This is a genomic window from Paenibacillus sp. J22P15, assembly GCF_056269345.1.
In genome coordinates this window covers 170,379-190,949 of the sequence record NZ_JBWDNT010000010.1, presented here as the reverse complement: position 1 = coordinate 190,949, position 20,571 = coordinate 170,379, and the positions used below count along the sequence as shown (strand labels likewise).

The window sequence follows — 20,571 nt, the reverse complement described above, 5'->3', positions numbered from 1 at the left end:
GAGTCATGAGCAATGGGACAGGCAGACAAGGGGATTAGTCGGAGCTATGCGTCGAGAATAGAGAAGCGGGCGTTGATGAAGTTGTATTACGAGTTTTATAAGGCGAAACGGTGAGACTGAGCTGAACTCCTATATAACACCTAATCTTATCGTTGTAACGATAAAGTTAGGGTTTGATTGTATTATGTTAAATCAAAAAATGACCAAACGGTAGAGATTCCGTTTGGTCATTTTTTGTATACACACTCCACACAATTCGAGTCGGTTATATTGATGGTAAGAAAGTGATAGAAGAGAAGTGACCGTTTCGCTTAAGAAAGAAGAAGGACAGGTAGATCATACATATCTAATCAACTTATTTGTTAGTTTAGTAGTGAAAAAGAAGTCTCAAATGCCTTGGTATAGCTAGCTCGACTTCACTTTCTAAGTATGTATCTTGAAAGTTGAAATATAATTTTTTTTTAAAAAAGACGAATTGTCAAGCTAAGTGCGACACCTCTTCCATGAAGGCTTCCTGAGCGGACCTCCACCCAAGACATTTACGAGGGCGGTTGTTAATCAACCGAATTGCATCGGCGAGTTGCTCATCGGTAACGGAAGCGAAGTCATGCCCTTTGGGAAAGAATTCACGAAGGAGACCGTTTGCGTTTTCATTAGATCCTCTCTGCCAAGAAGAATAGGGATCGGCGAAGTAGACCATCACGTCATGCACAGCTTCTAGGCTCGCATAGCAGGCAAACTCTTTGCCACGATCAGTTGTCGCCGTTTGGCAGGTGCCACGTGGGTATTGGTTGAGCACGACACCGAAGGCGACCTCCATCGAGTAGGCCGTTCGATCGGGCATCTTCAGTGCAACATACAGTCGTGTCTTTCGTTCGATGAAGGTAGCGGCGCAGGCCTTGCTTTTCCCACGGCTGGAAACCACGGTATCAAGTTCCCAATGGCCGAACGTCATACGCTTACGGACATCTTTCGGTCGCTTGCTGATTGGCGTACCGACGAGGAAGCGACCACGTGTTTCCATCGGCTTTTGACGTTTGCCCTTATGTCGCAATACATTAACTCCTGCTGCGAGCCGCCTCTCGTATAGCCATCTGTAGATCGTCTTGAAGCACACGAAGGGTTTCCCTTCGATACGACGTTTCTCGGCGATCTGCTCAGGGGACCAGGTCTCCTGCAACTTCAGATTGAGTTCTTCAGCAAGTTCCTTGGTATATTTGCCGATAGGCACGCTAGAAGCTCTCCGCTCACAGGACGCTTCTTGGGCAGAGCTAGCTGCATAAGTCCCATTTTTCTTACTGCCGCTACGTGCCAGTTCTCGTGCGATTGTAGAGGGATGTCGGCCTAGTTCATGCCCAATCTTGCGGCAGGATCAGCCCAATCGATGCAGCGCTTCTAGTTGTCCTCGTTCAATTATGTTAAGATGGGAGTAGCTCATGTTGGTTTCTCCTGTACAAAATGGTGGTGTGGTAACTTCCATTTTACACGAAGCCTGCATGGGCCTTTTATTTTTCTAGGTGTCGCACTTCATATTACAATTCGTCAAAAGAAAACATTTTAATGGAAGGAAACTCATCCGATAAGATTAAAATATATTCCCCTTCCATGTCTTTTTTATGTGTGAGGGGGTAACTACAATCTACACGAATTTCGTCATGGGTGGGTTGTTTTTTTAGAAATCGCATTTTATAATATGGAATTAATTTCATTTACAATATTTATTAAAAATGTTACCCTGATTCAGGGTAATTTTTAAATAATTACAATATATCTTATTTATTGGGGGTCAACAAAAGAGTGAGTAATCTAGGATTAAGAATTCAAAGAAACATCGCAGTTCTATTAGTATTCATCTTATTTGTAGGGGTATTGCCAGCACAAGTTTTTGCTAATGAACCGAATGGTCTTACAGACATTAAAGACCATTGGGCAGAAGGATCTATTAATAAAGTAGTTCAAGAGGGACTATTTAAAGGAAGTTCAGAAGGTATATTTGAACCACAAGGTTCAATGACTAGAGCAATGTTTATTACTGTTCTAAATCGATTAGCGGAAAAGTTAGATGGTCCTGAAGTTGCAGTGAAAGATCAGACCTTTACTGATGTTCCTGCGAATGCTTGGTACGCGAGTGCAATAAGTTGGGCTGTAAGTGCAGGGCTTACAGATGGATATGGCAATGGGACTTTTGGTCCTAATGATCTATTGAATCGTGAGCAAATTACAGTACTAATGATGAGATTCCTTACTTCATATATGGGTTATGATCTAAGTAACTATCAATCTAGCGATTTATTTGCTGATAGTGAACAAATTAGTTCTTGGGCTAAGGAAGCAGTATATCAAGCTGTGGCACTAGGGCTTGTTCAAGGAGAGACAGGAAATCTGTTCAATCCTAAAGGCACAGCAAGTCGTGCAGTTGTAGCGGTAATTACTGAGCGTTTCCTTGAAAAGTCAGCTGGACTTAAAGTTGATAAACCAAGCGAGACACCTGCGCCAACAGCAACACCAGTGCCGACAACACCACCAAGTGGTGGAAACGGCGGTGGAGGCAATGGTGGCAGTTCTACGATTAAGGTGACAGATGCTAAGATTCAACGTAACAATAAGGAAGTGACAGGTACAGTTATTCGTTCTGGTGATCAGCTAACGGTTGCTGTAACACCATCTGGTGCAACAAAAACTGTGAAATGGATTGTTAATGGTAAAGTTAAATTAGAAGCGGAAACGTATACTGTTGAAGCTCTTGATGTAGGCGCAGTGATTACTGCAGAGGTAACTGGTACTGGAACATATAGTGATACAGTAACTAGTGCGGCAACGGGTACAGTAGTAGCGTCGGTAGATCTTTCTAATTCAAATCTAAATAGCGCACCAGTTGTTGTTGCGGATGATGTGATATACATGGATGAGGGAGGAAATGAGATTTCTCTAAACGCTACAGATACTATTTCTTTCTCCGTAACAGCTTCTGAGACTGAAGTTCCTGAAGAGGAACAAGAAAATGTGGCAGCAACTCTTGAAAAAGAATTTGCAGATATAGAGTTAGATGTTGCTGCGCTTGCAATTAAGTATTTTTCAATAGATGCAAAATTATTAGTAGAGTCAGAGAATAGCACATCATCCGAAATCCATCCTGTCGGAAAAACGACATTAACACTTTCTAAAGCAAATCTTGGATTTAAGGCAGATGAAGATATTAGACCGTACACGTTCCTAATTGGACATACAAACAAAAAAGGTGTGCAAGAGAACTTGATTGGAGAGGTTGTTGAGATTGACGGTGAACAATATGTTCGAGTTGAGCTTAATGGTCTGAGTAGAGTTTATATTGGTAATGTTCCTCCGTTGACGATCACTTTCGATACAGATGGTGGAAGTGAAATTGCAGCTAAAAAAGTGAAGCTAGGCGAAATAACTCCAGAAGTTGCTGCTCCTACAAAGAATGGCCATTTCTTCATCGGTTGGAATGTTGATTTGAATAAATCTCCAATCTATATGAATATGACGATTAAAGCACTATGGCTTGAGGGAGCATATATTCCAGAAGAGCGTTTGTCACTTGTAGATTCCGATGGTATTGAGGTTGAAGATTACAGCTTTAATGCGAATGGCGTAGTTAAAGTTACATTACCTGAATCTAGTACTTATGATGCTAATCTTCAATATACGCTAAATATTAAAGTTGCTGAAAATGCAGCTAAGTATGCACTTCGTGATTCAGCTGAGGCTGCTGCTAGTGCAAAAGTTGAAGATGCTGTTGATGTAAGTGAAAATATTAATGTTCCAATAAAGATTACTGATGCAGATGCTAAAGTGATAACAGGCAATTATTCTTCGTTCATTAAGTGGTTCGATAAAGATGGAAAAGAGATTAATTTAGAGACTGTCACTGTTACTGTAGAAACGGATGTGCAAACAGCTACTAGAGAACAAACTTTTGATGTAAATCGTGGAGTTGGAACGGTAGAGGTAATGTTACTAGCTAAAGCTGCTGAAGATGAGGACTATTATTCATACTTAAATGGCTACTTAAGTGGAAATGCAGTATATAATAACTATACTCTTTCATTAGATGCTTCTTTTAATAAAAATATTTATGAGCCATCCGGACCACCCGTACAAATTGATTACAATAATTATTCTGGACTAAAGCTGATCTTTACTCCTTTCGCAAACGAATCATATGATAATGTGGTAGCTAAAGCTAGCGCATACTATACGGATGAAAATAGTAATCAACAAATTATTGATTTAGATACGAGAGTGAATGATGAAGGAAATCTAGAGGTTACAACAAAAAACAATCAAAAACTTCAAGAAATGGCTGGAACATCAAATAGCTTATATTTATATGTAACGGTTGATGTTGACGGTCGTACGCAACAAGTAGATGTGAATGTTCATGATATTACTGCTAGAATTGATGAAACTAGTAAAAATATTCATACAGACCAATGGTCTAAAGTAGTTGAAGCACTTGCAGCAAACCCAAATGTTTATGTTTCATATTATGGAGAAGCAGTAACGTTGAACAACGTATTAGAGCTGCAGCCAAAACAATACCTCCACATTCAAAATACTAACTTTACTATTGGTTCAGGAGGAGAGCTACGAGTAGTTGGTAGTGCAAACGGAGGATCATCTGTTAATGTCAACGGAGAAATCATAGTATCTAACGGAGGGAAAATTACAACTAACTCGCAGCTAGAATCTCAAAGAACTTACTATCATTCTGGTGTTAGTGTGGAAAGTGGACTAACAGTAGAATCAGGTGGAGAAATTGCTGTACCAGAATTGGGCTTCTTATCTATTAGAAGTGATGCTGGCATAGTTGTTAAGCAAGATGGTGCTTTGAATGTTAAGGGTGTTGTAAACATTGATACCAATGCAGAAATTAATGGTGCACTCAATATCACTGGTTCAAATGAAAATAATAATTACTATTCTAAAGGAAATGTTAGTGTTTATGGAGATCTAATAATTAATAAATTATTGGAAGTAAGTGGAAATGGACGTTTATCAGTTTCTGGTATGACAACCATTCAAGCAGACAGTGAGCTTCGTTTAACTAAGGGTTACATTGACCTAAGCGGAAAAACTTACAACTATGGAAAGATCGCTGTACAAGAGGGAGATTTAACGTTAACGAACGTTGGCTATGCAGTTAATAATGATGGTATCATTGAGCTTGCAGCGAGCGCTAGATTAACAATACCAGGTACTACATTGGTAAATAATAAAACCATTTCAGGTTCTGGTACAATTACGTTGACAGAAGATGTTAATGCGGCCGCAAATTATGACAATGGTATTGAGTATGTGGAAGTAGAAGGCGCTCAGTCTTCTAGTAAATATAGTCGCTATCAGTTTGTGAGTGATCCAGATGCAAAGGTAACAGGTATTATTTATGAAAGTAAAATTTCTGGAACAGGCACTGTAGCTCAGCAAATAAAGGTCATTGAGATTAATATTCCTGAATAGTACTTAAGTATAAAGTGAATGGAGTAACTTGTGAGGCATGAGTTCTGTATGTTACAGAACTCATGCCTTATGTTGTTATATGCGTTTGTAGTGGATATGAACGGTGATGGTAAGATAGACATCATTGATCTTGCGGCTGTTGCAAGATTGATAATGGGCTAACTACAAGAGGGGGAGGGTATAATACCTTCCCCCCTTATCTTTTTTATCGTAAGGATGAATCATTGGTCCGTAAACTGCATTTGTGCAGCTAAGTTTCAGGTTGAAATATAGAGAGAGGTTAAAAAGTAGCAATTTTTCTTTACTTATCGGAGAACAAGTGGAATGACAATATCACACCGTGCCGGAGATAACCAAATTAGTAAGGATTGTACAGCTACGTAGTATAGAAATCTACAACTTACAAAAAGCAGGTGGAGGAAAACAATTTGTATTCACTCCATCTGCTTTTATTTTTTTGGGTTTCCAGACAATAAATTTTTTTGGAAATATCGAAAAATCGGTGAAATTCGTTTTTTTTGAAGAACTTCATTGAGAAAAATTTGTGGGACACGTACTTTTTCGTGTATTTGGATTTTGTAGTGCTTGTTACGATTTGATTGTAATTCAACCATTGAAGTATCTAATGGAGTAGGGGGATGGCGATGTAGGCGAAAGGTGTGTGTACAGTAATTCATGTTGGACATGAAAAGATAAAGAAGGAGATGTGTGAATCCTATGAAAAAAATTGCAATAAAAACTACAGCAATTGCATTGGCCATGACACTAGTAATTCCAACATTCTCATTCACCAATACAAAAGTAAGTGCTAACGAAATAAACTCTCAAGTACGAAGCAATGTAATGGAAACTATTTATGTCGGATCGAATGGTAACGACACCTCAGGTGACGGATCACAGTTCAGTCCATTTGCTACTTTACTAAGGGCACAACAAGCAGTGCAGCAAATCAATCAAAACATGACAGGAGATATAATCGTTAGCATTGCACAAGGCGACTATTATATGCCGGATACTCTTCATTTCACACCACAGGATTCGGGCACAAACGGTTACAATGTCATTTGGGAAAGTTCCGACGGAATCGGCGCAGCAAAACTAATCGGCGGTGTACCCGTTGATCCAAGCGACTGGGAACTAGCTGCTCAAAGCGACGTTAACAACTACGGAATGCCAACTGATCTGGTTGGTAAAGTGTGGAAGGTCCAACTGGACAAGACGAACTATCCTACAACATTCAGCGGACTGAATTCTGAGGCTTTTAATACATTGTATGTCGATGATACGCGGGCAACGATGGCAAGAACGCCTAACCTGATACCTCAAGCGGGATTCCCTCAAGCCAAGGATACCTATAAACGCACAGCAGGAAGCTCCAATGGGAAAAATATTCAAATCTATAAAGCTGATTTAACTGCCGATCAGATCAATGGATTACAACTCGCGCAAAATAATGGTAAGGAAGTTGCTCAAGTATTTACTTGGGACGGCGGTACTGGCGGCGTTGCGGGTTCATGGGACTGGTTTACAGATACGGAACCTGTCGCAAGCATAGACATAGGTTCATCCACAATTTCACTGAACCAGCCACAAGTAACAGATTCGGATTTCTATCACAAATACCAATATTACGTAAAGTACCCAGTAAGCAATGGTTCAAGATATTTCCTTCAAGGTAATCTTTCGTTCCTTGACACACCGGGAGAATACTATTATGACAAGACAGAAGGCATGCTCTATTACTATCCGGCTGATGGAACGATGACAAATAAAACAGTTGTCACTCCAACTATGCAAACAATTATCAACATGCAAGGTACTCCAAAAGCAAAACCTGGTGATAAACCGAATCCAGCACTTCAAGTTCATCATATTGTTTTAGATGGCCTTGCTGTAAAGGATACAGAATTTAGCGATTATTACAGCTATACCTATAACTATGGTGATATGGGTGGATTTGGGGTATTCCCACCTGTAGCGTTAGAAGAGGGCGTAACTTTACCGGCATATGTCGAATCCGCTGAGCGTCCGGCATTCCAAGTCGGCAGTATTACGATGCAAGGCACTAACAACATAACAATTAGAAACAGTCTGGTTAAAAATGCTGGTGTATACGGCATCTTTATGAAAGGTGACAATCAGTATGACACGATTACCAACACCACGGTTGAATTCACGGGTGCTGGCGGAATTTCCATGGATGGCGGATATCCCGGTGTCGGCAAATATTCCAATCATAATACGATTAACAATGTTCTTATCCATGACGTTGGTCAGCTTGTAGGACATGGGGTTGGTCTTACCGTTATGAATACTGGTCAAAGCACATTCAGCCACTTGGAGATTTATAATTCGCCCAAACGTGGGATGCTTATTCTTGGCGGATATCCTCGCGGCGGGAAAGGTGCAAACCCGAATTTCGATAATGTAAGAGATAACTATACAGTCGGCAATCATTTCTCATACATCTACTTGCACCACACTCACCAAGATGCTGGTGAAGATAGTTCCCTGTTTATGTCATGGTTAACTGCAGGTGGCGGACAATGGTATTCTGCTGCAACACAGCACGGATCAAATGATGTCAACCATCTAACCACCAACCTCTCAGAAATTGATCTAACAGTTGACCGTTATAATTACATGGATCAAGTGCTCATCGGTAATATCGGTACCGCAGCGTCCGTGCATGAGAAAAACTCGGTTGGCGGGTTGGATACTGCTATGGGTGCAACCGGTTTTGTGTTTTCTAATGTTCAAGCGGTAAACACGCAGAGTCACTCATTGGCTATTCGTCCTGGCAATTCTGGTGGCTATGGCGATATGTACATTTACCAAAACGTAACCAACAATATTGACGACATATCCAGCGTACAATCGTTTGATTCGTCAAAAATGAAATACAATTTAATTGGGCTGACTTCTTCATTCCCGACACAATTGCTCGGAGCCAATCAACCGACCTACCCACAAACAACTCCTTCGAATGTATATTTTTCCGATACATTTAACAAGTCCGTTCTCGACACAACAAAGTGGGCAGTAGAAAAAGGCAGTGTGGATATGACTATGGGCGTGTTGGCAAGTCCGAACGACCCACTGCTAGGTAACAGATCGCTTCCGATCTTTACTCCACTTAATCGTAGTGGAATTGTGGTTAGTCGTCCTTTTGCAGAACCAATAAATAAGATTGTGACAGTCAAGTTCTTTGACAGACATAAGGATTATTTCTTTGGAGATCCACCAACAACCTCTCCCAATGACCCTAACTTGGCGCATACGTACTTGCGGGTCGATGACGGCAAAAATATTCTCGGAGTTGGTGCCAACGGTAATGTATCGTACGATTACTATACAATCCAAAAAGGAGATCAATCAATTGTAACAAATGTACGTCGTGATTTCGGTTGGCGTACCCTTACAATGGACTATTCCTCCGAAACCGAAGTGAAAATTTCTATTGATGATCAGCAAGTTGCAGCTTATACCGAGGAAGATGATGTCGCTACTGCATTTACATACGTTGGTATGGGCGACTGGGGAACAAGTTGGCCAGATGGGAAATCGGTTGGCAGTTCGACTCATTTCAGCGATTTCTATATTTATGGCGGCCAGGAGGCTCCGCCAGTTCTACCACTTGTAAACATTCCACCGACTGCAGACTCAACTCAAATTTATTCCGAAGATTTCAGTAATTACGCTATCGGCAGCACGGACAAACCAATCGGCTGGAGAGACAGCAGAGAAGGTACGTCAAATGCCAAGGCTTCTTTCCGAATCGTGGAAGATGCAACAGTGGGCAAGGCCATGCGGATTACGGAGCCGGACAATGTTGTATTCTATGGTCTCGGAGATTCATCACTGAAAAACTATACGTTAACAATGAAAGCGAAATTTGTGTCATGGTCTGGCAACACGAACGGAACTTACGCAAGTTTTGGCCCATCCGTATTTGTCAGCGGCAATGATAGAGGCAATGTATCTCGTTATGAGCTGAGATATAATTATCCGAATCTCTCGAATGGTGTATGGAGTATTTACCAAAGAGGTGGAAATCCTACCGACAACAACTTGATCAGCAATATCAAAATGCCTGACGGCTATAATATGAATGACTGGAACACCTACAAAATTGAAACCGGAAATGGTTATATCACATACTACGTTAATGACACTGTGGTTGCTCAAGTCTCAAACCCTAGCAATGCTTTTGGCGGTTTTGGGCTTGGCGGATACAATGCTACGTTTGATGTTGCAGACATTAACCTTGTACGGAATCAGGATTCATTTAAGCTCTCAGCAAAGAGTGTAACGCCTACAAACAGTGTCAGCGATGGAACGAACGGGCCAACTGGTACCGCAACTGTGACATTTACTGCTGATCGAGTTGGCACATATTACTATTCAGTGGTGTACAGTGCTGCCAGTCAACCTATAATTAATACTTCAGGAACCGGAGTGGTGGTTAGAGAAGGAGATAACACCATAAATATCCCGAATCTAGCACCGTATGTTCCATATACAGTCTACATTCAAGAGAAGGATGTGAATGGTAAGTTAAGCAGTATTCTCAAAGTAGATATTCCGAGCAGCATACCAAAGCTTAATTACTTAACGTCTGGTAACGGCACAGTAACCAAAGGAAATGCAGGCAACTATCTTTCGGGTACGGCAATGTTAATTGACGCAACTCCGGATACGGGGTCCTACTTCCTTAATTGGACTGCGTCCAATGGTGGAGTGTTTGCGGATGCGAACAGCGCATCAACGGAATTCGCAACATCGTTCTATGATAATACCGTAACAGCAAATTTCTATCATGTGTCGAGCGTTAATGTAACAACCACTGGTACAGTGTACAACGGAACAGACATTGACCTAGTTGTTGATATTGAGGGTACAAATCTAAACAATCCTGGTGCTGCCGTTGGCATGTATGTATTAGCCAATGGGATGAGCTATCCGGTCAGAGCAGGGACTCAAACGATCAATGTTTCAACACCTTTAAGCGGAGATCTTATGACTGTTCAGCTGTATGACCAAAAAGGAAACTTGCTGGGCACAACCGATGTTTCGTTATCACCACCTATTGAAACGAGACTGGTTGGTATTACGACACCTACAGCAATTACGGGTGTAGCCAATGGAACGGCCAAGAGTGCAGAAGCCCTTGGGTTGCCTTCAACAGTACTACTAGAAACTGATGCAGAAAGCGTCAATGCCAGTGTGACATGGGATGTAGAAGCATCAAGCTACGATCCGATGTTGACGACGGAACAGACCTTCACGGTCAATGGTACAGTTACCTTGCCAGCAGGGGTACTTAATCCAGATGAGATAGCTTTAACAACAGGTATTAGCGTCACCGTCAATGCGACCACGGAATCACTGAAAGTGGTATTGTCGGGCCAAGGTAAAGTTAACGCCGGAGACAGCTTTACGTTGACTTACGTCCTAAGCAATGTTGAAGAATTTGTGTATGCGCTGGATCAAACGATCCATTATGACAGGGCCCAAGTCGAATTCCTATCCGTCGAGGCTATGCAGAGTGGATTTTCGGTCGTCGGACAGAAAGAAGGAGAAGGTGAGGTTCGAATTCTGATGGCAAGTGCAGGGCCTGGAAGTGCAATAAAGCAAACGGCTCCTGTATTGAAACTGAACTTCAAGGCCAAAGAGATTGACAACAATGCAACGAGCTCCATCTTCTTAGCTGATGTAACGGCTGCGGGTGCAGATGGAATCGAAACGGCTGTGAGCAATGGTTCCGCACACACGATTCAAATTATTGTCGTGGATAAAGCGGCATTGCAAGCACTTATTACGAGTGCGCAAGCAACGCATGATGCAGCGGTAGAAGGAGCAGGAATCGGTCAGTATCCTGCTGGTTCTAAAGCAATATTGCAAGCTGCAATTGATCGTGCTAAGGCAGTAGCTAATCAAAGCGAGGCTAACAAGGAGCAAGTGGATCAAGCAATCGCTCAATTGCAGGCAGCGTTGCAAGCATTTACAGCTTCCGTGAATGTAGAGGCTAATGGTGACCTGAATGGAGATAGTAAATTCAGCATTGGTGATCTCGCTCTCATCGCAGTGAGTTATGGAAAGACTTTTGCTGATGCGGATTGGGCTATGTACAAACAAGCGGATATGAACGGTGATGGTAAAATAGACATCGTTGATCTTGCAGCTGTTGCAAGATTGATATTGGGTTAACGAAATCACCATTGTAGGTAACAAATCAAATTTCACTTAATAAGCTATCCTCCTACTTTTGTAGGGGGGATGGCTCAATCTAAGTAATCAAAGCATAGAATAAAGGCGGATTCTCATTCAATATGGAATGGAAATTCGCCTTTTTCAATTTTTGAATCTATTAATAGTGTTCACAGACAAAACCGCTAGAGTTCATTAGAAAGCACAAATGTTCGCCATATCAACACTAAAGATTAGAAATCGGAGAAAAGTCATAAAAAAGTTGTTGGAAATCTTTATTTTTTGAAGAAATGATATCTTATTATTATTTTCAAAACCGTTGAAGCTAGTTAAGCTAACTTCAACAATAAATAAATAATTAGAAAGAGTTTCTAGGCGCATTAGAATTAGACTCTTGGTGCTATGAAAGCTCTCTTTCAATTCAAAGGAGTTTAACCATGTCTACATTTACAACTGAAGGAAAACAATTCGTATTTAACGGCAAACCTATTCGTATTTTATCAGGAGCTATCCATTACTTTCGAGTCGTACCTGAATATTGGGAGGACCGTTTAGTTAAGTTAAAAGCCTGCGGTTTGAATACGGTGGAAATTTACGTTCCTTGGAATTTTCATGAACCTGTTGAAGGGGAATTTAACTTCGATTATATGGCGGACGTCATTCGATTCATTCAGCTTGCGGATGAGCAAGGCTTGTTTGTAATTGTGCGCCCGAGCCCTTATATTTGCGCGGAATGGGAATTCGGAGGATTGCCTGCATGGCTTCTGAAAGAAGATCATATGCGTTTGCGCTGCAGTCATCCTACCTATTTGGCAAAAATCGATGCGTATTACGATGTATTAATTCCTAAATTTTTACCGTATTTATGTACAAACGGCGGACCAATTATTGCAATGCAAATCGAGAATGAGTACGGAAGCTTCGGTAACGATCGCAGCTACATGGAGCATTTGAAAAATGCAATGATTAATCGCGGGGTAGACGTTCTCTTATTCACATCGGATGGTTATACCGATAGCAACTTGCAAGGGGGAACATTGCTTCCAGATGTTCTAGCTACCGTCAACTTTGGTTCGAGAGCGGATGAAGCGTTCGGAAAGCTGTTGGAGTATCAACCGGATAAGCCGCTTGTTTGTATGGAATTTTGGAATGGTTGGTTTGATCATTGGAATAAAGAGCATCATGTTCGGGCTCCAGAAGATGCGGCAGAAGCTCTGGATCAAATGCTGAAAGCTGGCGCATCCGTTAATTTCTATATGTTCCATGGCGGGACGAATTTCGGATTTTATAACGGTGCGAACGATCTAGGGAAATACGAATCAACGGTAACAAGCTATGATTATGATGCTTTGTTGGATGAATCCGGAGACATCACGGAGAAGTATAAGGCTGTCCGTGAAGTTATTGCGAAGTATGCTGAAGTAGAGGAGATTGCATTACCTCCAGCTATTTCTAAGAAAAATTATGGTGAAGTACGCTTCGGGGAACAAGCACGTTTGTTCGATTCTCTCTCACAGTTGTCTTCGCCAATCCAAAGCCCTTATCCCGAGGCGATGGAAAGATTGGGGCAGGATTACGGTTTTATTTTGTACACTACTCGAGTTAAAGGTCCAGTATCGCAAGCAAAAGTAGCTATTCAAGAAGTCAGAGACCGCGCGCTCGTCTTTCTTGATGGAGTTTATCAAGGCGTCATTGAACGCAATACGCATAATACAGGTCCGAATATCGTAGATGGAGATCTCGTGCTGAATATTCCAGCTGAAGGCGCGGTATTAAGTATACTCGTGGAAAATCAAGGGCGAATCAATTACGGGTTTAAATTAAAGGATCCTAAAGGAATAACGGAGGGCGTTCGTCTTGGTTTGCAATTCCTTTATGACTGGACGATTCATACGCTTCCATTGAATGATGTAGCGAAGCTCATATTTAAGGAAGAACTGCCTAACGAATCATCTACACCTACCTTCTATAAAGGGAAGTTCCAGGTAGAAGAAATTGGCGATACGTTCTTGAAATTGGAAGGCTGGACAAAAGGAGTCGCCTACATTAACGGATTCAATCTCGGGCGATATTGGGAAATCGGACCGCAAAAAACATTGTATATACCAGCTCCATTATTACGCGAGGGTGAGAATGAACTCATTATCTTCGAATTGCATGGGACGAAAGATCCGAAAGTGATCCTTCAAGATTTTGCCGAGCTAGCATAATCCAAGCTTTTATTAAATTTTAGAGAAAAATGAAATAAAAGTAGTCGTTATTGTAATTATTTTAGAGAATCGTTATTATTCAATGTTCTCAATTACAATGGATCTTGTTAAGCTTTTTTATGAGAAGGATCAATGAAATGCAAAAGGGGAAGAGACATAATGAATGCGAATCAGCTTGATAGAAAGCCTGTCCAAATTAAGTCATCTGAGCAAGTGACCCCCCCGCAATGGGCGTTGCAGCAGCAGCAATTGTTTCGAACTCTTAATCAAGCGGCGCAACAATTTATTGCACGTTACACACATGCAGATGGCACCTTAATTTGGCGCAGTGATTGGCCAGGTATGGATGGTTCAGATGATCCCTATGAAGGTTTTATGAATTTGGCACTTCTATATGTTCTAGGCGGAAGTACTGAATTACATGAGCAATCACGTAAAATATGGGAAGGTATCACTTGGCAATGGACGGAATATGGACAAATTCACCGAGAGTTTGATCGTTATTATGATTGGATGCATCATGGCGAAGGTTATCTCTATTTGTATTTCCTCGGTTTAGCGGGGCCTGCAACGCCTAAAGATCGCCAGCGTGCTGTACGTTTTGCCAATATGTACACAGGTGACGATCCAGATGCTCCAAACTATGATAAAGAAAATAAGCTGATTCGCTCTCCTATAACAGGCAGTTTAGGCCCGAGGTTTCAAGTATCGGAAGAGGATTGGAGCACGCATCGTGGTATTTTAGATGATTATTTGGCTCCATTCGAAGATATTCCAGGTGTGGATTTCGCAAGTGGAAAGTGTCCATGGTCAGATGATACAACTTATAAGCATATCATTCAGATGATGAATGAACGCATGAATAGCGGCGATGTTCCGCTAAATTTGAATGTGACAAGCCTGCTCGCGAACGCTTTTCTTCATACGGGTGATGAACGGTATAGAGATAATGCGATTACGTATCTAACTGCTTGGGAGGAAAGAACGCAGGCAAATGGCGGCATCATTCCTGACAATATTGGTTTGACTGGTGAAATCGGACAATATAACGATGGCAAATGGTGGGGCGGATACTATGGCTGGCGCTGGCCGCATGGTTTCCTAACGATTATCGAGCCGATAACGAATGCTTGTATGAATGCAGTTATGCTTACTGGGGATATGAAGAAATTACAGCTAGCTAGGGAACAGCTTGATCGAAATTGGGAGCTGCGTCAAGAGCAAGAGGATAAATGGGTCGTTCCGCACAAGCATTTCGATAACGGTTGGACAGATTATCGTGAAGCTACTCCACATTATCCGGTATATTTGTGGTTTATGTCGATGGAGGATGAAGATCTTGAACGTGTAGAGCGCATCCCGAAAAATCACGATTGGAACGAGGTTCTCGTCCCAAGAATGTCAGGCACCGACAAGAAAACGGGACGGAATACGAAGCATTATATTGGTAATATGCAGCCCTGGTATCAATTTATTCGCGGACTTAATCCGGATTATCCCGAGCAAATTTTATCTGCGAACTATGAGCTTATTGGCAAACAGCTTGCCAAAATGCGTTCAGCAGAAGGCGATCCGCATAACTGGTCACAGCAGTACAGCGAGGGTGATTTCTCTAGCATACATGCATGGCAAGAAATGTGTCCGATTTATTTTGAAGGACTTGTGCAGTTAACTTTAGGGGCTCCGATGCACAATTCTCACGGTGGATTGCAGCATGGTCGCGTACGGTATTTCGACGTTGCAGCCAAACGACCAGGATTACCTTCTGGCATCTCCGCATTGGTAGAGAAGCTGACAGCGGATTCGGTTACTCTTCATCTGGTTAATACGAGTTTATTCGATGATCAGGAAATGATCGTTCAAGCAGGAATGTTTGGTGAACATCGATTTATGCAAGTAGAGATTATGAATCAAAAGGGTGAAGTAACGGATTCTGTAACAGTAGGGGATAAACATCTGCAGGTACTACTACCAGCGGGAACTGGCATTACTTTGCAGGCTCAGATGGAACGTTATGTTAATCAGCCAACCTATGATATGCCTTGGCAAGAGGAACATAAGCCAATGCTGCAAGGACGAGTACAATAAAACAGCCGACATAAATATGAAGCGGGGATGACGACATGCAATTTACAACATTCGGTAATATGGGACTCAAAGTTTCAAAGCTTGGCTTAGGCGGTGCACCTCTTGGAGGAGTATATGGTCAAACGGATGAGGCGGAAGTAGAACGATTAATTCATGAAGCATTGGACGCTGAAGTTAATCTAATCGATACTGCGCCTATTTACGGTGACGGCGAATCTGAGCGTAGAATTGGAAAGGCGTTGGTCGGTGGGAGACGGAACCAAGTCATTCTAGCTTCGAAAGCTGTTCGTTCCGATCGCCAATACGATTATGCAAGCACGATTCGGTCTGTAGAAGATAGTTTACAAAGGTTGCAAACGGATTGGATCGATTTACTTCAAATTCATGATGTGGAATATCAACCTTGGGAAATGATCATCGAAGAGACTATTCCGGCGCTTCAAAAGCTCAAACAAGATGGGAAAATTCGCTACCTTGGCGTGACGACGCGAAATCTACCGCTTTTGCTGCAGTATATGAAAACCGGATTATTCGATAGTATCCAATTTTATGCCCGCTACATGCTTATTGACCATACGGCCAAAGACGAAGTGTTGCCGCTAGCCAAAGAAATGGGTATTGGCGTAATGAACGGCAGCATACTTGGTATGGGTGTTCTTGCAGATGCACCGGCTCACTTTTTGGAAGAGGAAAACATGAAAGATGTTGAGCGGAGATTGGAAATGATACGGTTCTTACGAAAGTCAGAGCCTAAAGGATTGATAGAACCTGCAATGCGTTTTAGCTTAAGCAATCCAGATATTCATGTGAGCTTGATGGGGACCTCATCTTTGAACTCTTTGAGGAAAAACATAGCTTATTGCGATGGGGTTAGTTTTAGCGAAGATGATAAGCAGGAATTGTACCGACTATTCGATAAGCAACCGCTATTCGTCTAATCTGAATACGAAAAAGGCAACGAGATCATACTCGTTGCCTTTTTCAATTACATATTCTTTTCGGATAATCGGTATTCCGTCAGCGACATGCCACAATGTTTTTTGAATATCGTATAGAAATAGTTAGTTTCTTCAAAACCACATTGTTCCAATATATCTTTCGTAGATAAATTACTGCTATCCAGTAAATGTTTAACATGAGACATACGGATATTCGTAATGTACTCGGAAACGGATTTGTCGGTCATCTCTTTGAAATGTTTTCCCAAGTAGTTACTCGACATTTGAAGTTCATCGGCAATCGATCTTAAGCTTAGGTTTTTGTCTTTGTATTGTTCTTCAATCATTTTGATCACTCTAGCGGCGATGACGTTGTGCTTATTTTGTTTATTATGATCCACTGTGTTAACGATTTCTGCAAATATATTAGCCATTGATTCCCGAATATCGTCCTTCGTTTCAAATAGTTCGATATTCGTCGAGAAACTCTGAATTGCGTTTGTCAGTCTAGGATTATTGCTATTAATCATGTTTATGAAAGTACTGCGGATCATAAACATGAGGTGCATCATCGAGGAAAGAATACTTTCATAAGTAGCCCCAGAATAGACTTGAAGAAACTCATCATAGGCTTTCAACGCTTTATCTTGTTGTCCCTGTTTTAGACAATCGAGCAGTAACTTCACTTTCCCTTCTGGATAAGCACGAGGCTCCTGTATGATTGTTTCCATGAAAGATGGAGATAAGATACAGCCGTGTCCTACCATCATACGATAGAGGGATAAGGAATAAATTTCCGAATACGACTGGGATAGCAGTTCGTTGGGAGCGATCGGTGAGCTGATCGCGGCAGACAGCGAAAACTTCAAGTATTCAGACACTGCAATTTGAATGTTTTTCGTTAATTCGAAAATCGTTTCCTCAACGTTTTCTTCTAATGGTTCTTCTTTTAATTCCGCAAGCAACACAATCTTATCCGAATCTAATTCTATGACTTCGTTATCATATTTCTGCGAGGTAATTTGGCTAATGATATTAGCGATTGCAAATTTCAATAAAGCACGATCACTTTCATTGTAAGTTTCCAAGAACGATTGATAATGATCCAAACGGAATAATACAAGCTGGAGAGGTCCGTTCAAATCCACATTAGAGCCATATTCTTTTTGCTTGCTTAGCAAATCTTTGGTGCTTAAAAAAGTAGTTCCTTGAAGAATATCCTTTAGCCAGCTGTTTTTTAGGCTGTGATGATGATTTCTGTGTTCCCGCTCGAGTTCCTCGGTTTTCATTATCATATCGCTAAATGCATTATGCAAAAAATGAATATCCGCCGAAGAAGCGTCGTTGCTATATGGAGCTTTTAATTTCTGGCGGACAGTGTTCATCAACTTGCCAACGGGGGCATAAATAGATCTCGACATAATAATGGAAGTGAGCAACCCGAATAATAAAACGACAAGGCAAATGATCAAGGTAGAAAATTTAATAGAATTAACAGGACCCATAAACGAATTGTATGATGTTAGACTAATAAATTTCCAGTTAGGATTATCGGAAGAAACAAAATTCACATTATAAAGTTCGTTATCTATTTTAATTTTGAAATTTCCTGTTGAAGTTTGAAAATCCAAAACTTTCTGGATATATTCCGTGTGCTCCAAATTTTTAGAAAATAAGTTGTTATTGGTGCCATTGACAATTAAACCATTCGAATCGATCACCGTAATGTGATTACCTGGCGTTTCTGATTTGGCATTCAACGAAGTAATTAGACCACTTAGCTGGTTTGATTTGATGTTGACTACAACGGCTTTATCTGGATGCTTGTCTGAGCCATTCCAATAAGGAACGATGTAAGTATATACATTCGTATGCTGCGATGGGTCACTCACATTATATCCATTCGGTATTGTTCGAGCTATAGGCATAGAAGAAGGCGTTACTATGTTCATATTTTTCAGTATGCTAATAATATTTTGATCGTAGAAATCGCTTTCATTGTAGAACCGACTAGTTTCAGTAGAAGTAATCCGATCTAGCGTGAGATTGACCGTGTAAACGGAAGAAACATAATCTTGAAGCAGAGTAAGGTTGTTAAGATTTCGCAGCGCATCACCGAGCAAGTACATGTCATCTTCCTTATTGTATATAAGAATAGACGTGAATGGACTTGTGATGAGGGAATCTATAAAACTTTTAGATAAATTCTCCATATAATTAGCGCTATAGCTAATTTGAGATAGTTTTGATGAATCCATACGATTGATAAGTTTCAGGGAAGCTGATGAGTAATTTTGGTACAACAGAAGGGACAACCCTGATATAAGGACGGTCAACATAATGGTTAAAGAGATCAGCAATTTGGCAAACAAACTGTTTGAATAGGACTTAAAGGGAAAAATCATAGGTACAAGTCTCCTGTAATCTCTAGTATTTTATAATCGTTAATACCTATTAATTATAAATATGTAATTATGTTTTTGCTATAGAAAGTCAACAAATTATAGAAAAAGTTATTATTTTGAGAGCCAACAGGACTAAAATTGGTGGCTGGATTGCATTTTATAGTATTTATTTGGTGAGTGCCATTGTACAGTGAAGTTGAGCAAAAGAGTAACCAGAATTAGAAAATATGGTTCTATGAGAAAGGGGATTTATTACAGAGATGAATAAGGGATCTGAGGTAGCAGTTAGAAGTCATTCACGTATTGGAAAAAAATTAAAGTCTGTTTTGCCATCGAGAAGCGAATGGAAAACCCAACGAGCATTCTATACAATGATGATTCCAGGAATACTTTTATTGTTTGTTTTTAACTATATTCCAATGTTCGGGGTCATCTTGGCTTTTAAGGATTTTAATTTATCAGAAGGAATATTGGGAAGCGATTGGGCAGGGTTTAAAAACTTTGAATTTTTCTTTAGCTCCCAAGATGCTGCAAGGATTACATTTAATACGATTTATTACAATGGTATTTTTATTGTCAGTGGATTACTTGTTGCTTTAATTTTTTCTCTACTACTTAATGACATAAAAAATAGCCATCTATCGGGATTTTATAAAAGCGCGATGTTCCTTCCTTTTCTTATGTCGTGGGTTGTTGCAGGCTATATATCATATGCAATGTTCAACGTTGATCTAGGGATCGTCAATCAATTGTTAAATGCGTTAGGTTTAGACTCCGTGAATTGGTACTCGGATGCAGAGAAGTGGCGATACATCCTCCCAATTGCTAACTTATGGAAAACAGTTGGTTACTTGAGTGTTATCTTTATCGCTGGATTAGCAGGAATCGATAATTCGTATTACGAAGCGGCTGAAATGGAAGGGGCCGGAAAAATTCGTCAAGCACTTAGTATTTCCCTTCCTATGTTAATGCCGATTATCGTGACGTTATTCTTGTTACAGCTTGGCAAAATATTTTATGCTGATTTCGGTCTGTTTTATAACTTACCAAGAGAAAGCGGTTTGTTGTTTAGTACGACCGATGTTATTGATACCTATGTTTTCCGTGCTCTTAGAACGATGGGAGATATCGGAATGTCTTCAGCGATTGGATTATATCAATCTGTAGTTGGTTTTACTCTTGTCGTTTTATCCAATTGGATTGTACGCAAGTTCAATAGTGAGAACGCATTATTCTAAA

At 40.8% G+C, this 20,571-nt stretch carries 7 protein-coding genes and 2 pseudogenes; 7 read left to right on the top strand and 2 right to left on the bottom strand.

From position 1 onward, the window contains the following. Positions 1-30: 30 nt before the first annotated feature. Positions 31-114, top strand: a pseudogene (locus AC0YN6_RS20195) (RNA polymerase subunit sigma); the annotation flags it as partial. Between the two features lie 364 nt (positions 115-478). Here AC0YN6_RS20195 and AC0YN6_RS20190 read toward each other — a convergent pair. Next, positions 479-1,438, bottom strand: a pseudogene (locus AC0YN6_RS20190) (IS30 family transposase). A gap of 359 nt (positions 1,439-1,797) precedes the next feature. On the opposite strand from AC0YN6_RS20190, the gene AC0YN6_RS20185 reads away from it, so the two are divergent. The 5 genes from AC0YN6_RS20185 to AC0YN6_RS20165 all read left to right on the top strand — a co-directional run bounded on the left by AC0YN6_RS20185 (position 1,798) and on the right by AC0YN6_RS20165 (position 16,927). Then, complete coding sequence (locus AC0YN6_RS20185) at positions 1,798-5,481, top strand: S-layer homology domain-containing protein (RefSeq protein ID WP_475749019.1); 3,684 nt, start codon at positions 1,798-1,800, stop codon at positions 5,479-5,481. Positions 5,482-6,198: 717 nt separating this feature from the next. Next, the gene (locus tag AC0YN6_RS20180) at positions 6,199-11,691 is read left to right on the top strand and encodes an InlB B-repeat-containing protein (RefSeq protein WP_475749017.1); all 5,493 of its coding nucleotides are present in this window, start codon (positions 6,199-6,201) and stop codon (positions 11,689-11,691) included. A gap of 437 nt (positions 11,692-12,128) precedes the next feature. Beyond that, positions 12,129-13,901 carry a glycoside hydrolase family 35 protein gene (locus tag AC0YN6_RS20175; protein WP_475749016.1) on the top strand — a complete coding sequence of 591 codons (1,773 nt, stop codon included), beginning with the start codon at positions 12,129-12,131 and terminating at the stop codon, positions 13,899-13,901. 159 nt (positions 13,902-14,060) lie between these two features. After that, positions 14,061-15,989, top strand: a complete 1,929-nt coding sequence (locus AC0YN6_RS20170) for a DUF8034 domain-containing protein (protein ID WP_475749015.1) — start codon at positions 14,061-14,063, stop codon at positions 15,987-15,989. A 35-nt stretch (positions 15,990-16,024) separates the two neighbouring features. Beyond that, positions 16,025-16,927, top strand: coding sequence for an aldo/keto reductase (locus AC0YN6_RS20165; RefSeq protein ID WP_475749014.1), 903 nt, complete (start codon positions 16,025-16,027; stop codon positions 16,925-16,927). A 47-nt stretch (positions 16,928-16,974) separates the two neighbouring features. Here AC0YN6_RS20165 and AC0YN6_RS20160 read toward each other — a convergent pair whose 3' ends face one another. Next, positions 16,975-19,056 carry a helix-turn-helix domain-containing protein gene (locus AC0YN6_RS20160; RefSeq protein WP_475749013.1) on the bottom strand — a complete coding sequence of 694 codons (2,082 nt, stop codon included), beginning with the start codon at positions 19,054-19,056 and terminating at the stop codon, positions 16,975-16,977. 536 nt (positions 19,057-19,592) lie between these two features. Here AC0YN6_RS20160 and AC0YN6_RS20155 point away from each other — a divergent pair. Next, positions 19,593-20,570 (top strand): ABC transporter permease, encoded by a 978-nt coding sequence (locus tag AC0YN6_RS20155; RefSeq protein WP_475749012.1) that lies wholly within the window; start codon positions 19,593-19,595, stop codon positions 20,568-20,570. The last annotated feature ends 1 nt before the right edge of the window (position 20,571 follow it).